Origin of the sequence: Aliiroseovarius salicola, from assembly GCF_027891095.1 — a bacterium.
Lineage (GTDB): Bacteria > Pseudomonadota > Alphaproteobacteria > Rhodobacterales > Rhodobacteraceae > Aliiroseovarius > Aliiroseovarius salicola.
This window is the reverse complement of sequence record NZ_JAQIIO010000002.1, coordinates 236,620-254,285: the sequence shown is the minus strand read 5'-3', so window position 1 is coordinate 254,285 and position 17,666 is coordinate 236,620. Positions and strand designations below refer to the sequence as shown.

At 58.3% G+C, this 17,666-nt stretch carries 12 protein-coding genes; 3 read left to right on the top strand and 9 right to left on the bottom strand.

The window, feature by feature from the left end; translation table 11 throughout:
- Nucleotides 1-2: 2 nt before the first annotated feature.
- The 4 genes from O2N63_RS04930 to O2N63_RS04915 form a co-directional block, all read right to left on the bottom strand.
- A complete protein-coding gene (locus O2N63_RS04930) occupies nt 3-1,223 on the bottom strand; it encodes a hypothetical protein (RefSeq protein ID WP_271053121.1) in 1,221 nt (406 codons plus the stop codon).
- A gap of 56 nt (nt 1,224-1,279) precedes the next feature.
- Complete coding sequence (locus O2N63_RS04925; RefSeq protein ID WP_271053120.1) at nt 1,280-2,203, bottom strand: histone deacetylase family protein; 924 nt, start codon at nt 2,201-2,203, stop codon at nt 1,280-1,282.
- Nucleotides 2,204-2,224: 21 nt separating this feature from the next.
- Nucleotides 2,225-4,918: a bifunctional acetate--CoA ligase family protein/GNAT family N-acetyltransferase gene (locus O2N63_RS04920; RefSeq protein WP_271053119.1), complete on the bottom strand. Its 2,694-nt coding sequence runs from the start codon at nt 4,916-4,918 to the stop codon at nt 2,225-2,227.
- Nucleotides 4,919-5,055: 137 nt separating this feature from the next.
- Entirely contained in the window at nt 5,056-7,503 is a 2,448-nt protein-coding gene (locus O2N63_RS04915) for a heavy metal translocating P-type ATPase (RefSeq protein WP_271053118.1), read from the bottom strand.
- A 139-nt stretch (nt 7,504-7,642) separates the two neighbouring features.
- On the opposite strand from O2N63_RS04915, the gene O2N63_RS04910 reads away from it, so the two are divergent.
- Nucleotides 7,643-7,837, top strand: coding sequence for a heavy-metal-associated domain-containing protein (locus tag O2N63_RS04910; RefSeq protein WP_271053117.1), 195 nt, complete (start codon nt 7,643-7,645; stop codon nt 7,835-7,837).
- 210 nt (nt 7,838-8,047) lie between these two features.
- Here O2N63_RS04910 and oppF read toward each other — a convergent pair whose 3' ends face one another.
- The 5 genes from oppF to O2N63_RS04885 form a co-directional block, all read right to left on the bottom strand.
- Nucleotides 8,048-9,043 carry a murein tripeptide/oligopeptide ABC transporter ATP binding protein OppF gene (gene oppF, locus O2N63_RS04905; RefSeq protein WP_271053116.1) on the bottom strand — a complete coding sequence of 332 codons (996 nt, stop codon included), beginning with the start codon at nt 9,041-9,043 and terminating at the stop codon, nt 8,048-8,050.
- Nucleotides 9,040-10,014, bottom strand: coding sequence for an oligopeptide/dipeptide ABC transporter ATP-binding protein (locus tag O2N63_RS04900; protein ID WP_271053115.1), 975 nt, complete (start codon nt 10,012-10,014; stop codon nt 9,040-9,042). The genes oppF and O2N63_RS04900 overlap by 4 nt, the downstream gene beginning before the upstream one ends.
- Nucleotides 10,015-10,027: 13 nt before the next feature.
- On the bottom strand, nt 10,028-10,972 hold the full coding sequence (locus tag O2N63_RS04895; protein ID WP_408629783.1) for an ABC transporter permease subunit: 945 nt from the start codon (nt 10,970-10,972) through the stop codon (nt 10,028-10,030).
- A gap of 10 nt (nt 10,973-10,982) precedes the next feature.
- Complete coding sequence (gene oppB / locus O2N63_RS04890) at nt 10,983-11,906, bottom strand: oligopeptide ABC transporter permease OppB (RefSeq protein ID WP_271053357.1); 924 nt, start codon at nt 11,904-11,906, stop codon at nt 10,983-10,985.
- Between the two features lie 286 nt (nt 11,907-12,192).
- Nucleotides 12,193-13,818 carry a peptide ABC transporter substrate-binding protein gene (locus O2N63_RS04885; protein WP_271053114.1) on the bottom strand — a complete coding sequence of 542 codons (1,626 nt, stop codon included), beginning with the start codon at nt 13,816-13,818 and terminating at the stop codon, nt 12,193-12,195.
- Between the two features lie 435 nt (nt 13,819-14,253).
- Between O2N63_RS04885 and deoC the strand changes: the two genes are divergently transcribed.
- The gene (gene deoC / locus O2N63_RS04880; RefSeq protein ID WP_271053113.1) at nt 14,254-15,243 is read left to right on the top strand and encodes a deoxyribose-phosphate aldolase; all 990 of its coding nucleotides are present in this window, start codon (nt 14,254-14,256) and stop codon (nt 15,241-15,243) included.
- 4 nt (nt 15,244-15,247) lie between these two features.
- Nucleotides 15,248-17,590 carry an aldehyde dehydrogenase family protein gene (locus O2N63_RS04875; RefSeq protein ID WP_271053112.1) on the top strand — a complete coding sequence of 781 codons (2,343 nt, stop codon included), beginning with the start codon at nt 15,248-15,250 and terminating at the stop codon, nt 17,588-17,590.
- Nucleotides 17,591-17,666 lie beyond the last annotated feature (76 nt).

Below are 17,666 nucleotides of genomic sequence, written 5' to 3'. Positions count from 1 at the left end.
ATTTACCGGGTCTGACCCTTTTCAAGGGTCAGGCTTTCCCACAAAAAACGCCCAGGCTCTTGCAACGCCAGCCCAACGCAAAGCTCAAATGCGCCCGTCTTTACGTCCGGTTCGGTGGTTCTGACACGAAACGCCTGTGCCTGACGACGACCGCGCAACGCTCCGTCCTGCCACAGCTGCACCATCAGGGCCTCCGCAATGAGGCGTGCTTCTGAACAGTGGCTTGCTGCGGGGGTTACATCCATTAAACGCGCCAATTCCCGCCGCAGGGTCAGGCGGGTTTTCCGCAGCACCCTGAGGTGACGCAACCGAGGCATATCTTTGCCCGCCCGAGTGTACACCCCATCATCGGAAAAGCCCGCCCCCTCCGGTCTGGAACACAGCCGGTTAACGCCGGCATGAACCTCTTGATCGGTAGCCTCAACCGGTGACAGATCATTTAGGCAGGCTTGCTCTCCGGCGGGGGAGGACCAGACCCCACGGCGACGCGCAAGCCGGTCAAGCAGGCCCGCCACGGCACCAGAGGGAGGCATCGGCGTTCCCGTGCCATTTATCGGTTGCAACAATGGGGCCAACGCAATGGCATTGACGCTATTGCCCAGACGAAACCGACCGAACCAGCCATTTTCCAACCCGCTTCCCGGTGACAGTTCAGGCGGATCAAGCAACAGAAACATATCCTGTGAGAGGCAAAGCGAATGCAGCTTGCGATACACCTCGCCAGCGGCTCTTGGCGCGACTGATGCAAGTATCGGTGCCGCCACCAACTCAGCCTGCCCCAGAGTGAGATTTTGCAGCCCTTTCAGATCATCCCCTCGTGCAAAGGACTTCTCCACATGTTCCACCCAACCCGGATCACCCGGCTGCACCGGATCGGGACCTGCGGTTTCGATCAATTCCACTTCACCAGCCGCCGTTACCAACATCTCGGCACCAAGCGGTTTGGGCCGTGCGGAACCAACTGCCAGCCGCAACACAAGTGCTGACCGCCCGCCTTGGTCAAAGAATGTCCTGAGTGCTGTCAGCGTAACGTGGGGAGAGCGCGCTTGCGGAGCATTGTCGCCGAACACCTCTTCAAGCTGGGTGGCATTTTCCACCGATATCAACATTCCAACCGGACCTTTGGGAAAAGGTCCGATAAATAACACCGCCCCTTTGCTTTGCCATTCAGGTGGACGGTGGCGTTCTTGCACAAAAACCCCGGGGGATATTGGAAAGGGCATTTCTTTATTCCTCAATTCAAGCTCTTAAGAGCGTGCTCCATCCAGATGGCCGTTTCTCACCCCAACAGCACATTCAGATGCTTCACTACGGAGCGAGCCAACACATCAGGCTCGTACCCGCCTTCAAGCATCGACAGGATGCGCCCCTCGGCATATTCATCCGCCACAGATTTCAACGCGCTTGTCACCCATTCGTAATCGGCATCCACCAGATTGACCGATGACATGTCGTCGGCTGTATGAGCATCAAAGCCTGCCGAGATCAGCACCATCTGCGGTTTGAAATCATGTAGATGTGGCAACCAGTGATCGCTGACCGCTTCGCGGAATTCCGTGCTGCTGGCGCCCGCCGAAAGGGGAATATCGACCAGATTGTCGGTTTCCTTTTCATGTCCGGTGAAGGGGTAAAACGGATGCTGGAAGCTCGAGCAGAACAGCACGCGCGGTTCATCCTTGAAGATTTCCTCAGTGCCATTGCCGTGATGCACGTCGAAGTCGATGATCGCAACACGTTCAAGCCCGTGAGCCTCAAGCGCATGGGCGGCGGCCACGGCGATGTTGTTAAAGAGGCAAAACCCCATCGCCTCGGCCCGTTCAGCGTGGTGGCCGGGCGGGCGCACAGCGCAGAAGATTGGGTTGGCTTCACCCGACATGATCAGGTCCACCCCCATCACACCGGAACCCGCAGCGCGTTCAGCGGCACGTAGGGTGCCGGGGCTCATCACCGTGTCGCCATCAACCTCAATCGACTGCATCCCCTCACCGGGGGCGATGGCATAGACGCGGTCGAGATATTCGGCGGCATGTACCCGCTCCAATTGCTCACGCGTCACCAAAGGCGCATCGCGATGCCGGATCACATAGTCCATGCCCGACATGATCAGCTGGTTCATGATTGCATCCAGCCGCTCTTTCGTCTCTGGATGCATTGCCCCCGCATCATGGTCCCGGCACTCCGGGTGTGAAATCATCGACAGCATTTGGTCCTCCCTGCCTTCCTGTCACAGCCACCGTTCCACGATCACCAACTCACGGTCATCGGGGTCGGGGCGCTGGGTAAAGCCCAGCTCTTTCATCAATCTGAGCATCGGCGTGTTTTTCTTCAGCACCGAGCCCTCGATCACCTCAAGCCCGTGCTGCCCGGCCGCGTGAAACAGCCCTTTCATAAGTTTTGTCCCAAGTCCTTGGTGCTGGATCCGGTCCGACACAACGATGGCAAACTCGCAGGTTCGTTCATCAGGGTTGATCACATAACGCGCGACACCAACCTGCACCTCGCGCCCTTCAAGTTCGGCCATGGCCACCAAGGCCATCTCGCGGCGATAGTCCAGCTGGGTGAACTGCATCAGCATGTCAGGCGAAAGCTCGTTCACCTGCCCCATGAACCGCATCAACCGCGCCTCTTCCGACAGGTTGCGGGTGAAATCCTGTACGTGATCGGCATCATCTGTGCGGATTGGGCGGATCATCAGGGGTGTGCCATCCGTCAGATAAGTCTGGTGCATCAAATGCCGGGGATAGGGGTGAATGGCCATGTGGTCATAGACCCCGTCGCTGGCGGGTGGACGGGCCACTTCGATCCGCGCATCAACAGCGATCACCCCATCGGGGCCTGCCATCAATGGGTTGATGTCGAGTGACAATACTTCGGGCAACTCGCTTACGATCTTGGATACCCGTTTAAGCACATCCACAATTGCGGCCCGATCAGCGGGTGCGTAGTCGCGGAACTGGTCCAGTGCTTTGGCGACGCGGGTGCGATTGATCAGACGATTTGCCAGAACGGAATTGAGTGGCGGAAGTGCCACCGCGTTGTCTCGCATCACTTCAACCATCGTGCCGCCCGCGCCAAACAGGATCGTCGGACCAAAAACCGGGTCGCGGCTTGCACCAACCACAAGCTCGCGGGTCTGGGACAAGCGCGCCATTGGCTCCACGGTGACGCCATGGATGGTGGCTTCGGGCAAGGCACGGCGTGTATTCGCGACAATCTCGTGAAAGGCGCGCTTCACGCTGGTCGCGTGGGCGATATTGATCTTCACCCCACCCACATCGGTCTTGTGGCTCACATCAGGTGAGTTGATTTTCATCGCGATCGGAAAGCCCAGGGTCTCTGCAGAGACAAGAGCAGCCTGCGGATCGGCGGCTTCGATGGTCATATTCACCGGCACATGAAACGCCCGCAAAAGCGCCTTGCTTTCCATATCCGAAAGCATCTTGCGACCCTCGGACAATGCGCCTTCTATGATCATCCGCGCCCCGTCATAGTCAGGCTGCGCCTCCGGCGGCAATGCCCGTGGCATTTCCAATGCCAGCTGGCGATTGCGGTGATGTTTGGCGAGATAGCTAAACCCTTCGACTGCCCGCTCCGGTGTGATGAAGTCAGGCACACCATTTTCGCTGAGCAAGCGCCGCGCCTCTGTCACCGTGCTTTCCCCCATCCAGCAGGTCAGAACCGGTTTTTTGCGTCGCTTCGGCAGGGTATCGACAACCGCTCGGGCCACGGCGGTATTATCCGTCATCGCCTGTGGGGTCAGCAGAACCAGAACCCCGTCATTGTTAGGATCCTCCACCGCAGCCTTAACCGCCGCACCATAAGCATCAGGCGTGGCGTCCCCGAGGATATCCACCGGATTGGCATGGCTCCAGAAGGGGGGCAGGATCTTGTCGAGCGCCTCTTTTGTCGTGTCCGAAAGTGGTGGCAGCTCGAGCCCCAGATCCGCAGCCCGGTCCGCGGCCAACACCCCAGCCCCACCGCCATTGGTGACAATACAAAGTCGTTTCCCATTTGCTTTCTTGGAATTGGCAAGGATTTCGGCGGCTGCAAAAAGCTGGCCCAATGTATCTGCGCGCACAGCACCCACCCGCTCAATCGCGGCATCAAAGACCGCATCCGACCCGATCAGGGCACCGGTATGGGTGTGCGCCGCTTTGGCACTCACTGCATGACGACCGGATTTCACCACAATCACCGGTTTCAGACGTGCCGCATGGCGCAAAGCGGACAGGAAGGCAGGTGCATCTCGCACCCCTTCCACATACAAAAGGATCGCCTCGGTTTTGGGGTCCGTGGCAAGGAACTCAACCACATCGCCAAAGTCAATATTGACCGAGTTGCCAAGTGACACCATGGCGGAAAACCCGGAATGGTGGGGCCCGGCCCAATCCGCGATGGCTGACAGGAGTGCGCCTGATTGGGACACCAACGCCAACCGCCCTTTTGGCGCCTGCGTGCGCAGGAAGGACGCATTCAGCCCTAGCCATGGCCGGGTCAGCCCCACACAATTCGGCCCCATGAAACGGATGCCATATTTGCGAGCGGCGGCGATGGCCTCAGCCTCCAGCGCTTTGCCGCGCCGATCATCCTTGTTGGCCCCTTCTCCAAACCCGGCCGACAGAACAATCGCGTGTTTGATCCCAGCCTCGCCCAGATCTCGCAAGATCGCAGGCACCACACGGGCGGGCGTCGCGATGACAGCCAGATCAACCCCGTCCGGCAGATCCACCGCGCGCTTATAACAGGTCACTTCTCCCAACAGGTCATGCTTGGGATTGACCGGGTAGATCTTACCCCGAAAACCGCCCTCCAAAAGGTTTGCGTAGGTCAGCGCTCCAACCGAACTTGATGTGACGCTGGCACCGAAAATGGCGATGGCTTTGGGATTGAACAACGCATTGAGCGGATGGGCGTCCATGGTGAACTCCTGAAACGAACCCGTGTCAGGCCGCTTCCCGGCCCGACAAAATTATTTGTCAGGCCAGTGATAACCGGTTCAGGAAATTCCGCTTTGATGTCCGTCAATCAAATGGAGTTTCTGGATATCGCTCGGAATCAAACGATTGATTTTACAAAGCGTAGCCGTAGCGCATTGGTCAGTACCATAATCGAGCTTGCTGCCATGGCAAATGCACCCAGCATCGGGGACAAAAGAACACCCCAGACCGGGTACAGCAGCCCTGCGGCAACCGGGATCAGGATGACATTGTAGCCAAAGGCCCAGACCAGGTTCTGGCGGATATTGGTCATGGTCCTGCGGCTCACTTCAAATGCGTTGGCAACACCGGACAGGCTGTCCGAGGCAAGCACCACATCGGCTGCTTCGATCGCCACATCGGTGCCAGTGCCAATCGCAAGCCCCACGTCAGCCTCGGCCAAAGCCGGCGCATCGTTGATCCCGTCCCCGACAAACGCGACGGGGCCATGCGCGGCGCGCAGATCTTTCAGCGCGTCCACCTTGCCGCCAGGCAACACCCCAGCCACCACGATATCGATGCCCAGCTGACCGGCAATTGCCGCAGCGGTTCCCGGATCGTCGCCGGTGATCATCGCAAGTTGTTTGCCTTGGCTGTGCAGCACCTCAAGCGCCGCTTTGGTCTCCGGCTTGATGGGGTCAGAAACCCCTAACAGCGCCACAAGTTTACCGTCGACAGCCGCAAAGAACACACCATGCCCTTTCGTGCGCAGGGGCTCTGCCCGCTCGACCAAATCTGTGAGGGCCACACCCGCTTGTGCCATGAAAGTTTGAGAGCCAACCAGAACGGCGTGACCATCAACCGTTCCGCGCACCCCCATGCCTATTTCGGCCTTGAACCCTTCGGCTTTGGCTGGAGCAATCCCCCGGGCTTCAGCCCCGCGCAAGATCGATTGCGCCAATGGGTGTTCGCTTTCAGCCTCAACAGCGGCAATCAGCGCCAGAACTTGAGCTTCATCCTGCCCGTCCGCGATCAGAACCGCAGTCAGTTCCGGGCGACCTGCCGTCAACGTGCCGGTCTTGTCAAAAGCCACCACGGCTGCGTCCTGCAAGGTTTGCAGCGCATCGCCGCGACGGAAGAGCGCCCCCAATTGGGCCGCGCGCCCGGTGCCCACCATGATCGAGGTTGGTGTGGCCAGCCCCATTGCGCAGGGGCAGGCAATAATCAGCACGGACACCCCTGCGACCAGCGCAAGCCCAAGTGCCGGACTGGGTCCAATCATGAGCCATACCATAACGGTCAAAGCGGCAATTCCCATCACCACGGGCACAAACACGGCGGTCACTTTGTCGACCAGCGCCTGAATGGGCAGCTTGGCCCCCTGCGCGTCTTCAACCATACGAATGATCTGGGCGAGCATCGTGTCCGGCCCGGTATGGGTCACACGCACCCGCAATACCCCTGCCCCGTTCACCGTGCCACCCACCACCGCGTCGCAGGGTTTTTTCGCCACCGGATCTGGCTCTCCCGTGATCATAGCCTCGTCCACATGGGACGTGCCTTCAATCACTTCGCCGTCGAGAGGGAGGCGTCCGCCGGGTTTGACCAACAGCACTTCCCCCGTGACCACCTGAGCGATAGGACGGGTGACGGCTTTTCCATCTGTCTCCACCACCGCTTCTCGTGGCTGCAGGGCAACGAGGGCCCGGATGGCTTCGCCTGTTCGCCCTTTGGCACGGGCTTCCATCACACGTCCCAAGAGGATCAGCACGACAATCACCGCGGCGGCTTCGAAATAGACATTTGCGGTGCCAGCAGGCAGGAGTTTAGGGGCCACCGTTGCGATCACCGAATAGGCATAGGCTGCGGACGTCCCGATCGCGACCAATGCGTTCATGTCCGGTGCGCCGCGCAAAAGCGCAGGGATGCCTTTGGTGAAGAAAAGACGTCCGGGGCCAAACAGCACCAATGTGGTCAGCACAAGTTGAATGAGCTGGCTGACGCGAATGCCGATATTGGCGGCGACCCAGTGGTGAAACGCAGGGAACAGGTGCCCCCCCATTTCGAGAGCAAACACCGGGGCGGCCAGCACTGCGGCAAGCAGTGCTGCGCGCGCAAGCCGGCGCGCATCTTCTTCTTTTGTATCCTTTCGCGGAGCACCATCTGCACGGGGACGGGTCGGAAAACCTGCCTTGCTGGGCTTAAGAGACATTTCTTCGGGCGTCACAGCACCGGGAAGATAGGTCACAAATGCCCTTTCCGTGGCGAGGTTCACCCGCGCTTCCAGAACTCCGGGTGTGGAGGCTAGCATCCGTTCAACACGCCCGACACAAGCGGCACAGGACATTGCCTCGACATCAAGTACAGCCGTGGCACGACGTGCCGGGTATCCTGCGCGATCCAGCGCCTTGGCGATTGAATTGGTATTGGCAGGTGCCGCGAACTCGACCGCTGCGGTTTCTGTGGCGAGGTTCACCGTGGCCTCAGACACCCCATCCACTCCGGCAAGCGCTTTTTCCGCCCGCCCGACACAAGACGCGCAGGACATGTTTTCGATTTCAAGCGAGAGGCGTTTCGCGGCGGCCATGGCCGGATCCTTTCAGATGGGGTTGCTCTTCACATAAGGGGCCGATGCGACAAAAGGTCAAGAGGCCTGACAGGATCAGAACACCTATTGACCGTGAGGAAATGTCGCGCAATCTGGGCTAAGGAAAAGGAGACCTGATATGACCACTTTCAACGTACCAGATATGAGCTGTGGCCATTGCAAAGCTTCGATCACTGAGGCTTTGGAAAATGCCGGAGAGGGCGTTGAATTGAGCTTTGATATGGAAGCGAGAAAAGTGACAGTCGCCGGGTTGAACGCGGATCAGGTGGTCGCATTGCTTGATGAGATCGGATTTCCCGCCAGCCCTGCATGACGACGGTTGACCAAGTGGCCCTCAGCTTATGCTTCGGGCCGCGCACGGTGGCTCACGATGTGAGCCTGTTCAGGGGCGCTGCCCCTCGCCTCTTTGAGGCTCACCCCGAGGTATTTTCGCAAGAAAAAAGACCATGCCTGATGCCCGCATTTACAGATAGAAAAGGCCCCGACCAAATTGGTGGAGCCTTATCTTAAGTATCGCACTGGATCAGCGCAGGTGGCAGGCAACCTGTTGGCCATTGCCACGATCCGTCAGCATCGGCTTTTCCTGCGCACAGATGTCTTTTGCATGTGGGCAACGGGTTCGGAAGACACAGCCTGACGGAGGATTGAGGGGTGAGGGAAGATCCGCGTCCAGAAGCATCACCTCTTTTGAGGCTTCTGCTTTCGGGTCCGGAATCGGCACCGCCGAGATCAGCGCCTCGGTATAGGGATGGCCCGGCGCGCGGTAGAGTTGATCCGACTCGCTGATTTCCATCACATTGCCCAGATAGAGCACCATCACGCGGGTCGAGATGTGTTTCACCACCGACAGGTCGTGCGCGATGAAGATGAGGCTCAACCCCATCTCTTCCTGCAACTCCATCAAGAGGTTGATCACCTGCGCCTGGATCGACACGTCAAGCGCCGAAACCGGCTCGTCGCAGATGATCATCTTCGGTTTCACCACCAGAGCGCGGGCGATGCCGATACGCTGGCACTGACCTCCGGAGAACTCGTGCGGATAACGGTTGATCATGTTGGGCAGAATGCCGACGCGGTCGAGCACTTCGCGCACCCGCTGTTTGACTTCTTTATCCTTCAGGTTCGGAAAGTGGGTCTTGAGCGGTTCGGCAACAATCTGGCCGATGGTCATGCGCGGGTTGAGCGATGCAAGCGGATCCTGAAAGATCATCTGCATCTCTTTGCGGTGTGCATTCATTTGGCGCTTGGAGATCGACAGCAGATCATCGCCCAGCCACATCACAGTGCCAGCCTCGGCAGGGACCATGCGCATAATGGCACGGGCCAGAGTTGATTTACCGCAACCGCTTTCGCCCACGATACCAAGGGTCTCGCCCGGCATCAGCTCGAAATCCACCCCGTCCACAGCTTTGAGCGTGTCATGGGGTGTCCATGGCATGGCCCCGTCGCGCTTGATCGAAAACCAGACTTTGAGGTCGCGCACTTTCAAAAGCGGGTCGGACGCATTCATGTCTTTCATGCCAGTTCCTCCAGCGATTTAAGGCAGGCGCGGCGGCGCACTTTGCGGCCGGTTACTCCATCCAGCGTGGGTCGCTGAGTAGCACAGATATCAGAGGCGAAATCGCAGCGCGGTGAGAAGGGGCATCCCTTAGGCATGTTCATCATGTTGGGGGGGCTGCCGGGGATCGTGGCAAGCAGCGCGCTTTCCACATCCAGACGCGGCACGGCCTTGAGAAGACCCATCGTGTAGGGATGGGTTGGCATCTCGAACAGGCCCTCGGTGGTGCCGTATTCCATCTGCTGCCCACCATACATGACCAGCGTTTCCTTGCACGACCCTGCCACGACGCCGAGGTCATGGGTGATCAGGATGATCGCCATGTTGAACTCGCGTTGCAGATCCGAAAGTAGGTCCATGATCTGCGCCTGAACTGTCACGTCAAGCGCGGTGGTGGGTTCATCCGCCACCAGTACATCAGGTTTGCACAGGAGCGACATCGCGATCATCACGCGCTGACGCATCCCACCCGAAAACTCGTGCGGATACATGGTCACACGTTTTTTCGCCTCTGGAATGCGCACCGCATCCAAAAGCTCGACCGAGCGCCTTATGGCTTCTGATTTCGACAGGCCATGATGATGTGTCAGCACCTCGGCCATCTGATCGGAGACCCGCAGGAACGGGTTCAGACAGGTCATAGGATCCTGGAAGATCATCGCAATCTTTTCTGCGCGGATCTTGTTGAGCTTGGAAGTGGGCAGGTTCAGGATCTCCTGCCCATCAAGCTTCACCGATCCCGATGCTTTGCCGTTTTGCGCCAGCAAGCCCATGATCGCAAAGACGGTTTGGGATTTACCCGATCCGCTTTCGCCCACCACACCGAGGGTTTCGCCCTCTTGCAGGTCAAAGCTGATCCCGTCTACCGCGGTCACGGTGCCGTCAGGGGTGTCGAACTGGACCCGCAGGTCACGAACTTCAAGTAATGCCATTACTCATACCCCCTTAGCGATCTTTCGGGTCCAGCGCATCGCGCAGGCCGTCGCCGATGAAGAAGAAACAGAAGATGGTGACCACAAAGAAACCAAGCGGGAAGGCAAGTTGCCAGAGCGTGCCATAGTTCATGCTCTTCACCCCTTCCGAAATCAGCGCCCCCCAAGAGGTCAGCGGTTCCTGCACACCAAGCCCAAGGAACGAGATGAAGCTTTCAGTCAGGATCATCTGCGGCACCAGAAGCGTGGCGTAAACCACCACCACACCCAGAAGGTTGGGCACGATGTGGCGGAAGATAATCTGCCACGTGGGCACACCAATCGCCACAGCGGCTTCGACGAATTCCCGGTTCTTGATCGAGAGCGTCTGGCCGCGCACGATCCGGCTCATGTCAAGCCATGCGGTCAGGCCGATCCCGACAAAGATCATGGTGATCGAACGACCGGCGACAACCAGCAGAAGGATCAGCACGAACATGTAGGGGATCGACATGAAGATATCGACGAGGCGCATCATGATGCTGTCGGTGCGACCGCCAATAAAACCAGCGGTGGCACCGTAAACAGTGCCGACAATCACCGCCACAAGGGCGCCAACGACCCCTACGGCCAGCGAGATGCGCGACCCTTGAACCACACGGTTGTAAAGGTCACGGCCGTTTTCATCAAAGCCGAAGAAGTGGCCGTTTTCAAGCGAGGGCCGTCCGGCTTCTTTCACGTTTCCGAGCACGTCCCAGTCGATGGTTTCGATATCAAACACGCTTAGCGAATGACCAAAGATCGAGAAAATAAACACCAAAAGCAGCACGAGAACCGAAGTCATCGCGGCCTTGTTGGCCATGAACCGGCGGCGTGCATCGGTCCAGGGCGAGCGTCCCTGCACGTCTTCTTGCGCCATGCGATCTGCCATTTCGGCGGTTTTGGCTTGCGTAAAGGGTTGAGCGAGTTTGTCTGTCATATCTCTACCCTCACAGACGGATTTTCGGGTCGATCCAGGCGTACAGGATGTCGACCACCATGTTGAACAGGATCGTCATCGAACCCAGAAGGATCGTCAGGCCCATCATCACCGCATAGTCGCGGTTGAAGGCCGAGTTTACATAGAAATAACCGATACCACCGGTGCCGAAGATCGCATCGATGATGAACGACCCGGTGACCATGCCCACAAAGGCTGGCCCGAGGTAAGAGATCACCGGCAGAAGCGCGGGTTTCAGCGCGTGGCGGAAAATGATCGTGCGATCGGGCAGGCCCTTGGCGCGGGCGGTGCGGATAAAGTTCGACCGCAGCACCTCAAGCATCGAAGACCGGGTCAAACGGGCAATCGACGCCATGTAAGATGTCGACAGCGCAATCACCGGCATGATGATGTTTTCCCACTGGCCGCCGTTCCAGCCACCGCCAGGCAACCAGCCGAGCCAAAGCGTGAAGATCAGGATCAGGATCGGCGCCATGACAAAGTTCGGCAACACCTGCGCGCCGATGGTCACACCCACGGCGAAATAGTCGAGCCAGCTGTTCTGGCGAATGGCCGCGGCCATGCCCAGAATGCCGCCAACAATGATCGCCAGCACAAAGGAAATCACCCCATAGGTCAGCGTGACCGGGAAACCCTGCGCGATGATGTCATTGACCGACCGGTCCTTGTATTTATAGCTCGGGCCAAAGTCGAACTGGGTCACGATGCCCACGACATAATCCCAAAGCTGTTTGTAAATCGGTTGGTCGAGCCCATATTTGGCTTCGATATTGGCGAGCACCTGCGCGGGCAAGGGCCGTTCGGAAGTGAACGGGCCGCCCGGAGCGGTCTGCATCAGCCAGAAACTTGCGATCAAGAGAATGATCAGTGTTGGGATCGCGACGGCGATCCTGCGTAAGATGAAGTTGAACATCTTGTCCCCATGTAACAGCGCCGCAACCATTGCTTTGATCAAAGTCAAGCGCGGCTGAAACTGTCCCCAATTGTGAACGACACGAGGCTGCCACCTCACATGATCCACCTAATTTTGCGGTAACTTGCCACCTGAGTATCACAAAAACCCCGCGCATTCACTTGGGGTACCGCGCCTCAGGCCGCGGGCAATTGTCAGATTCTTTCGGGTGGTTCAAGGCGGTTGCTCAAGCTCTGATCCGCGATTGATGGGGCACCGCGATGCGATGCCCCGTTTCGGTCAGAGATTACTCGGCCACCTTGTAGAGGTCTTTCGAGTACCAGTTCTGTTCCACGTTCTTCACCGGCCAGCTGCCGATGAGGTCCGGTTTGATCATGAAGCTGCCAGCATAGTGATAGATCGGAATGATCGGCATGTCGGCGGCAATGATTTCCTCAACCTTGGTATAGTTTGGTTGCGGGTTGTCCATGGTCTTGGCGTCTTTCAGAAGACCGTCAACCATGTCGTTGGCATATTTGGCGTCGTTGTAGCCCGAGCCCGACTGGACCAGATCCAGGAAGGTCGAAGCTTCGTTATAGTCACCACACCAACCGGCGCGTGCGATTTCATAGTTCTGCTCGCCACGGGTGTTCAGGAAGGTTTTCCATTCCTGATTTTCCAGAGTGACTTTCACACCCAGCGCCTGTTTCCACATCTGCGACACAGCGATGGCCACTTTCTTGTGCGCCTCCGAAGTGTTGTAGATCAGGGTGATGTCCAGCGGGTTCGACTTGTCATAGCCAGCCTCTGACATCAGAGCAGCCGCTTTTTCGTTGCGCTCGGCTTGGGTCCAGCCCGAGTAATCCACCGATGGTACAGCGAAGTTGGCAGTTGCACCCGGGGTAAAAGTATAGGCCGGGGTCTGGCCGCCCTGCAGCACCTTGTCGACGATAATGTCGCGGTTGATCGCATAGGACAGAGCCTGACGCACACGTACGTCTTTCAGGAATTCCGGTGCGTTATCTGACACGTTGATGGTGTAGTAGTAGGAACACAGACGCGGGAAAGCGGTGGCTTCATCCGGGTTTGATTGCGACAGCGAAGGGTATTGACCAGCCGGGATCTCGGTGCGGTCCAGTTCGCCAGCCATGTAGCGGGTCAGGGCGACGTTCTCGTCGTTGATAACCAGCGACACAACTTTGTCGATGATGGTATTGCCGTTGTCCCAGTACATATCGTTGCGTTCACGCACCAGACGTTCGTTGGCAACATGCTCGGTCAGCTTGTAGGCGCCGTTCACAACGATGTTTGCAGGCTTGATCCAGTCAGCACCATGGGCATCAATTGCCCATTTTGGGGTCGGGAAGGTCGAGGTGTGGGTGGTGGTCAGCGCGAAATACGGCAGCGAGCTTTCCAGAGTCACTTCCAGCGTGTGATCGTCGATGGCTTTCACGCCCAGATCGGTCACAGGAGCATCCCCCGACATGACAGCGCCAGCATTCTTGATGTTCATCACTTCCATGTACCACTGGTACTCGGAGGCGGTTGCCGGATCGGCCAGACGCTGCCAGGCGTAAACGAAATCGCCAGCGGTCACCGACTTGCCGTCGGACCATTTGGCGTCTTTGCGCAGGGTGAAGGTGTAGACGGTTTTGTCATCATTGGTGGTGTGGCTCTCAGCGACGCCCGGCACCAGATTGCCGTCTTTGTCCTGATTGTAGAGACCTTCAAACAGGTCACGCACAATCTCGGATCCCGACACGTCTTCCACAATCTGCGGGTCAACTGAGGTGTGTTCGTCCAGCACGCGATAGGTGAAAGTTTGCTCGTCAGCCAGCTTTTCGCCGGTCACCGGATGGGTGCCAGCTGCCAGAGCCGGGCTCGCCAGCGCAAGGGCCGAGCCGAGCAGGGCGGCTTTAATAGAATAAGTCATGAAGGTTCTCCCATTACTAATTTCATGCGCGCGCTGTGGGTGTGTGAATTCAGGTCTCCCCCATTCACGTCAATCGCTCCGGGACTCAGTCCCGTCTCAGCGCGCGGATGGGGCATCCTATGCGAACAATATTCTCGGAAACAACTTTTTTACCGGCCGGTAAACATTTTGCCGCATTGCTCGGTTAGAATGTACTATCAGCCCTGTAATTTCTGTCGTTTTAACGATATCAATAAACATTTCACCCGCAAATACTGTAACAATTTTTTACCATCTGGTAAATCTTGCCATTTGTTAGCGCCCATGCCACCCTTGCACGGCACAAAAATCATCCGATTTTTTTGCCCTGATTGACCAAAACAAACACAGATGGATCACGCAAAGGGATCAAACGTGCTTAGTGAACAACGACACGACCAAAAACAGGGGCATTCCGTGCCCCAGGGTCAGGCGCCAGCTCAGCTGCCCCAAATCGCCGACAATCGAAACCCAGGCATCGACCTGGACATGGACTGGGTGCGTGCCGCTCAGGCCAATACCTCGGCCATTGAACGACGCTGCGCCACACTGCCCGGACGTCGTTCGGTCAAGAAAGAGCATCAGGCCGCTTGGCTTTTGAAGGCGATCAGCATGATCGACCTGACGACGCTTTCTGGCGATGACACACCCGGTCGCGTGCGCAGGCTGGTGGCCAAGGCAGTGCAGCCGGTCCGCCCGGATCTGCTCGAAGCCCTCGATATGACGGGGCTGACCACTGGGGCGGTGTGTGTCTATCACGACATGATTGAGCCCGCAGTGGCAACGCTTGACCAGTTGGGTGCAACCCTTCCGGTGGCGGCGGTCTCCACCGGTTTCCCGGCGGGCCTGTCCCCCTTTCATCTGCGTCTGGAAGAAATCCGCGAGAGCGTGAAGGCCCGGGCCACAGAGATCGACATCGTGATTTCTCGCCGCCATGTGCTGACCGGAGACTGGCAGGCGCTTTATGACGAAATGAAAGCGTTTCGTGAGGCCTGTGGGGATGCCCATGTGAAGGCAATTCTCGCAACAGGTGAGCTGGGCAGCTTGCGCAATGTCGCCCGCGCGTCCCTCGTGTGCATGATGGCAGGCGCCGACTTCATCAAGACCTCAACCGGCAAGGAAAGCGTGAACGCCACCCTACCCGTGTCGCTGGTGATGATCCGCGCGATCCGCGACTATTTCGAAGCCACCGGATACCGCGTCGGCTACAAGCCCGCGGGCGGCATTTCCAAGGCCAAGGACGCGATCACTTATCTTGCACTGATCAAGGAAGAGTTGGGGGATGAATGGCTCACCCCACATCTTTTCCGCTTTGGTGCCTCGTCCCTTCTGGGTGACATTGAACGCCAGCTTGAACATCACCTGACCGGCCACTACTCCGCCGGCCACCGCCATCCGATTGGGTAAGATCATGACCATCAAAGAGATTTTCGAAACAATGGACTATGGTCCCGCCCCCGAAAGCGCCAAGGAAGCACAGGATTGGCTGGCTGAAAACGCGCCCTTCGGCCTGTATATCAATGGCAAGATGACCGCCCCCGGCGACACCTTTGCTTCAAAAAATCCCGCCAATGGCGAGGAACTGGCGCAAATCACTCAGGCCACTGCCGATGAGGTGGATGCCGCCGTGACCGCGGCACGCAAGGCGCAAGGCAAATGGGCGGGTCTTCCCGGCCACAAACGTGCGCAATACCTCTATGCGCTGGCCCGCCTGATGCAGAAACATTCACGCCTGTTTTCGGTTCTGGAAACGCTGGACAACGGCAAGCCAATCCGCGAGAGCCGTGATGTGGACATCCCGCTGGTCGCGCGTCATTTCTACTACCATGCTGGCATGGCACAACTTCAGGACGCAGAACTCCCTGACCGTGAGGCTTTGGGGGTCTGCGGCCAGATCATTCCGTGGAACTTCCCGCTGCTGATGCTCGCATGGAAAGTGGCCCCGGCCATTGCCATGGGCAACACGGTGGTTCTGAAACCCGCTGAATACACCTCCCTGACCGCACTTCTATTTGCACAAATCTGTGAGGAAGCCGGCCTGCCAAAAGGCGTCGTGAACATCGTGACTGGCGACGGGCGTGTGGGCGAGGCGATCACTTCGCACGAGCAGATCGACAAAATCGCCTTCACAGGCTCCACCGAAGTGGGCCGCCTCATTCGCCGCGCTACGGCAGGCACCGGCAAGTCACTCACGCTCGAACTGGGGGGCAAATCGCCCTACATCGTGTTTGACGATGCGGATATCGACTCGGCTGTCGAGGGGCTGGTGGATGCGATCTGGTTCAATCAGGGTCAGGTCTGCTGTGCGGGTTCACGGCTTCTGGTGCAGGAAGGCATTGCGGATCGCTTCTACACCAAGCTCAAGGCCCGTATGGCCAAGCTGCGAGTGGGCGATCCGATGGACAAATGCATTGACGTGGGTGCCATCGTCGACCCTGTGCAATTGCAAACTGTCACCACGCTTGTGGAGGCTGGCAAACATCAGGGCGAAGTCTATCACGCCCCTTGCGAGCTGCCCGCCAATGGTTGCTACTACCCCCCAACCCTGATCACCGGCATGTCACCCGCCGCGACCCTGATGCAGGAAGAGATCTTCGGCCCGGTGCTGGTCGCCACCACTTTCCGCACGCCCTCAGAAGCGGTGGAAGTGGCAAACAACACCCGCTACGGGCTGGCTGCAACCGTCTGGACCGAAAACGTGAACCTTGCACTCGACATTGCGCCGAAACTCGTCGCCGGTGTGGTCTGGGTCAATGGCACCAATATGTTTGACGCCGCCGCCGGGTTTGGTGGCGTGCGCGAAAGCGGCTTTGGGCGCGAAGGCGGTTGGGAAGGGCTGATGGCCTATACCAAACCGAAAGGCGACGCGAAGGCGTTGAAACCCATCGCGCCTGTGTCTGCTCCCAAAGACGCCAAGGTCGACGCACTCGATCGCACCGCGAAATTCTATGTGGGGGGCAAACAGGCCCGGCCCGATGGAGGATACTCGCAAGCGATCTGGTCTCCCAAAGGCGCGCTTCTGGGCCATGTTGGGGTCGCCAACCGCAAGGATGTCCGCAACGCGGTTGAGGCCGCCCATGCCGCGAAGGGCTGGGCCAAATCCACCGCCCATCTGCGCGCGCAGATCCTTTATTACATCGGCGAGAACCTTTCCGCCCGCGCAGATGAGTTCGCAGCCCGGATCGACGCCATGACCGGCGGAAAATCCGGCGCTAAGGAAGTTGAAGCTGCGGTCAGCCGTCTCTTCACCTATGCCGCATGGGCCGATAAATACGACGGTGCTGCCAAACCCGTGCCGATGCGCGGTGTGGCGCTTGCCATGCACGAACCTGTTGGCGTGATCGGCGGGTTCTGTCCGGATGAAGCTCCGCTTTTGGGCCTCGTGTCCCTAATGGGCCCCGCCATCGCCATGGGCAACCGTGTGGTGCTGGTGGCGTCCGAGCCCTACCCGCTCGCCGCCACCGATTTCTATCAGGTGCTGGAGACATCGGACCTGCCAGCCGGGGTGGTGAACATCCTCACCGGGTCACACGTAGATTTGGCTGCTCCAATGGCGGGCCACCTGAACCTCGATGCTGTCTGGGCGCAATCAGGTGCAGACATCTCGACCATTGTCGAGATGGAAAGCGCGGGCAACCTGAAACGAACATGGGTCAACAACGCCCGCGCCCGTGACTGGTTGCGCGCTGAAGGAAAAGAATTCCTCGCCCACGCCACCGAAGTCAAAACCGTCTGGGTGCCCTACGGCGAATGACAGGGAAAGGGGCTACGCACTCCCAGTTTCTTCTGACCAAAAATATCCTCGCCGAAGGCAAGAAAACAAAAAGCCC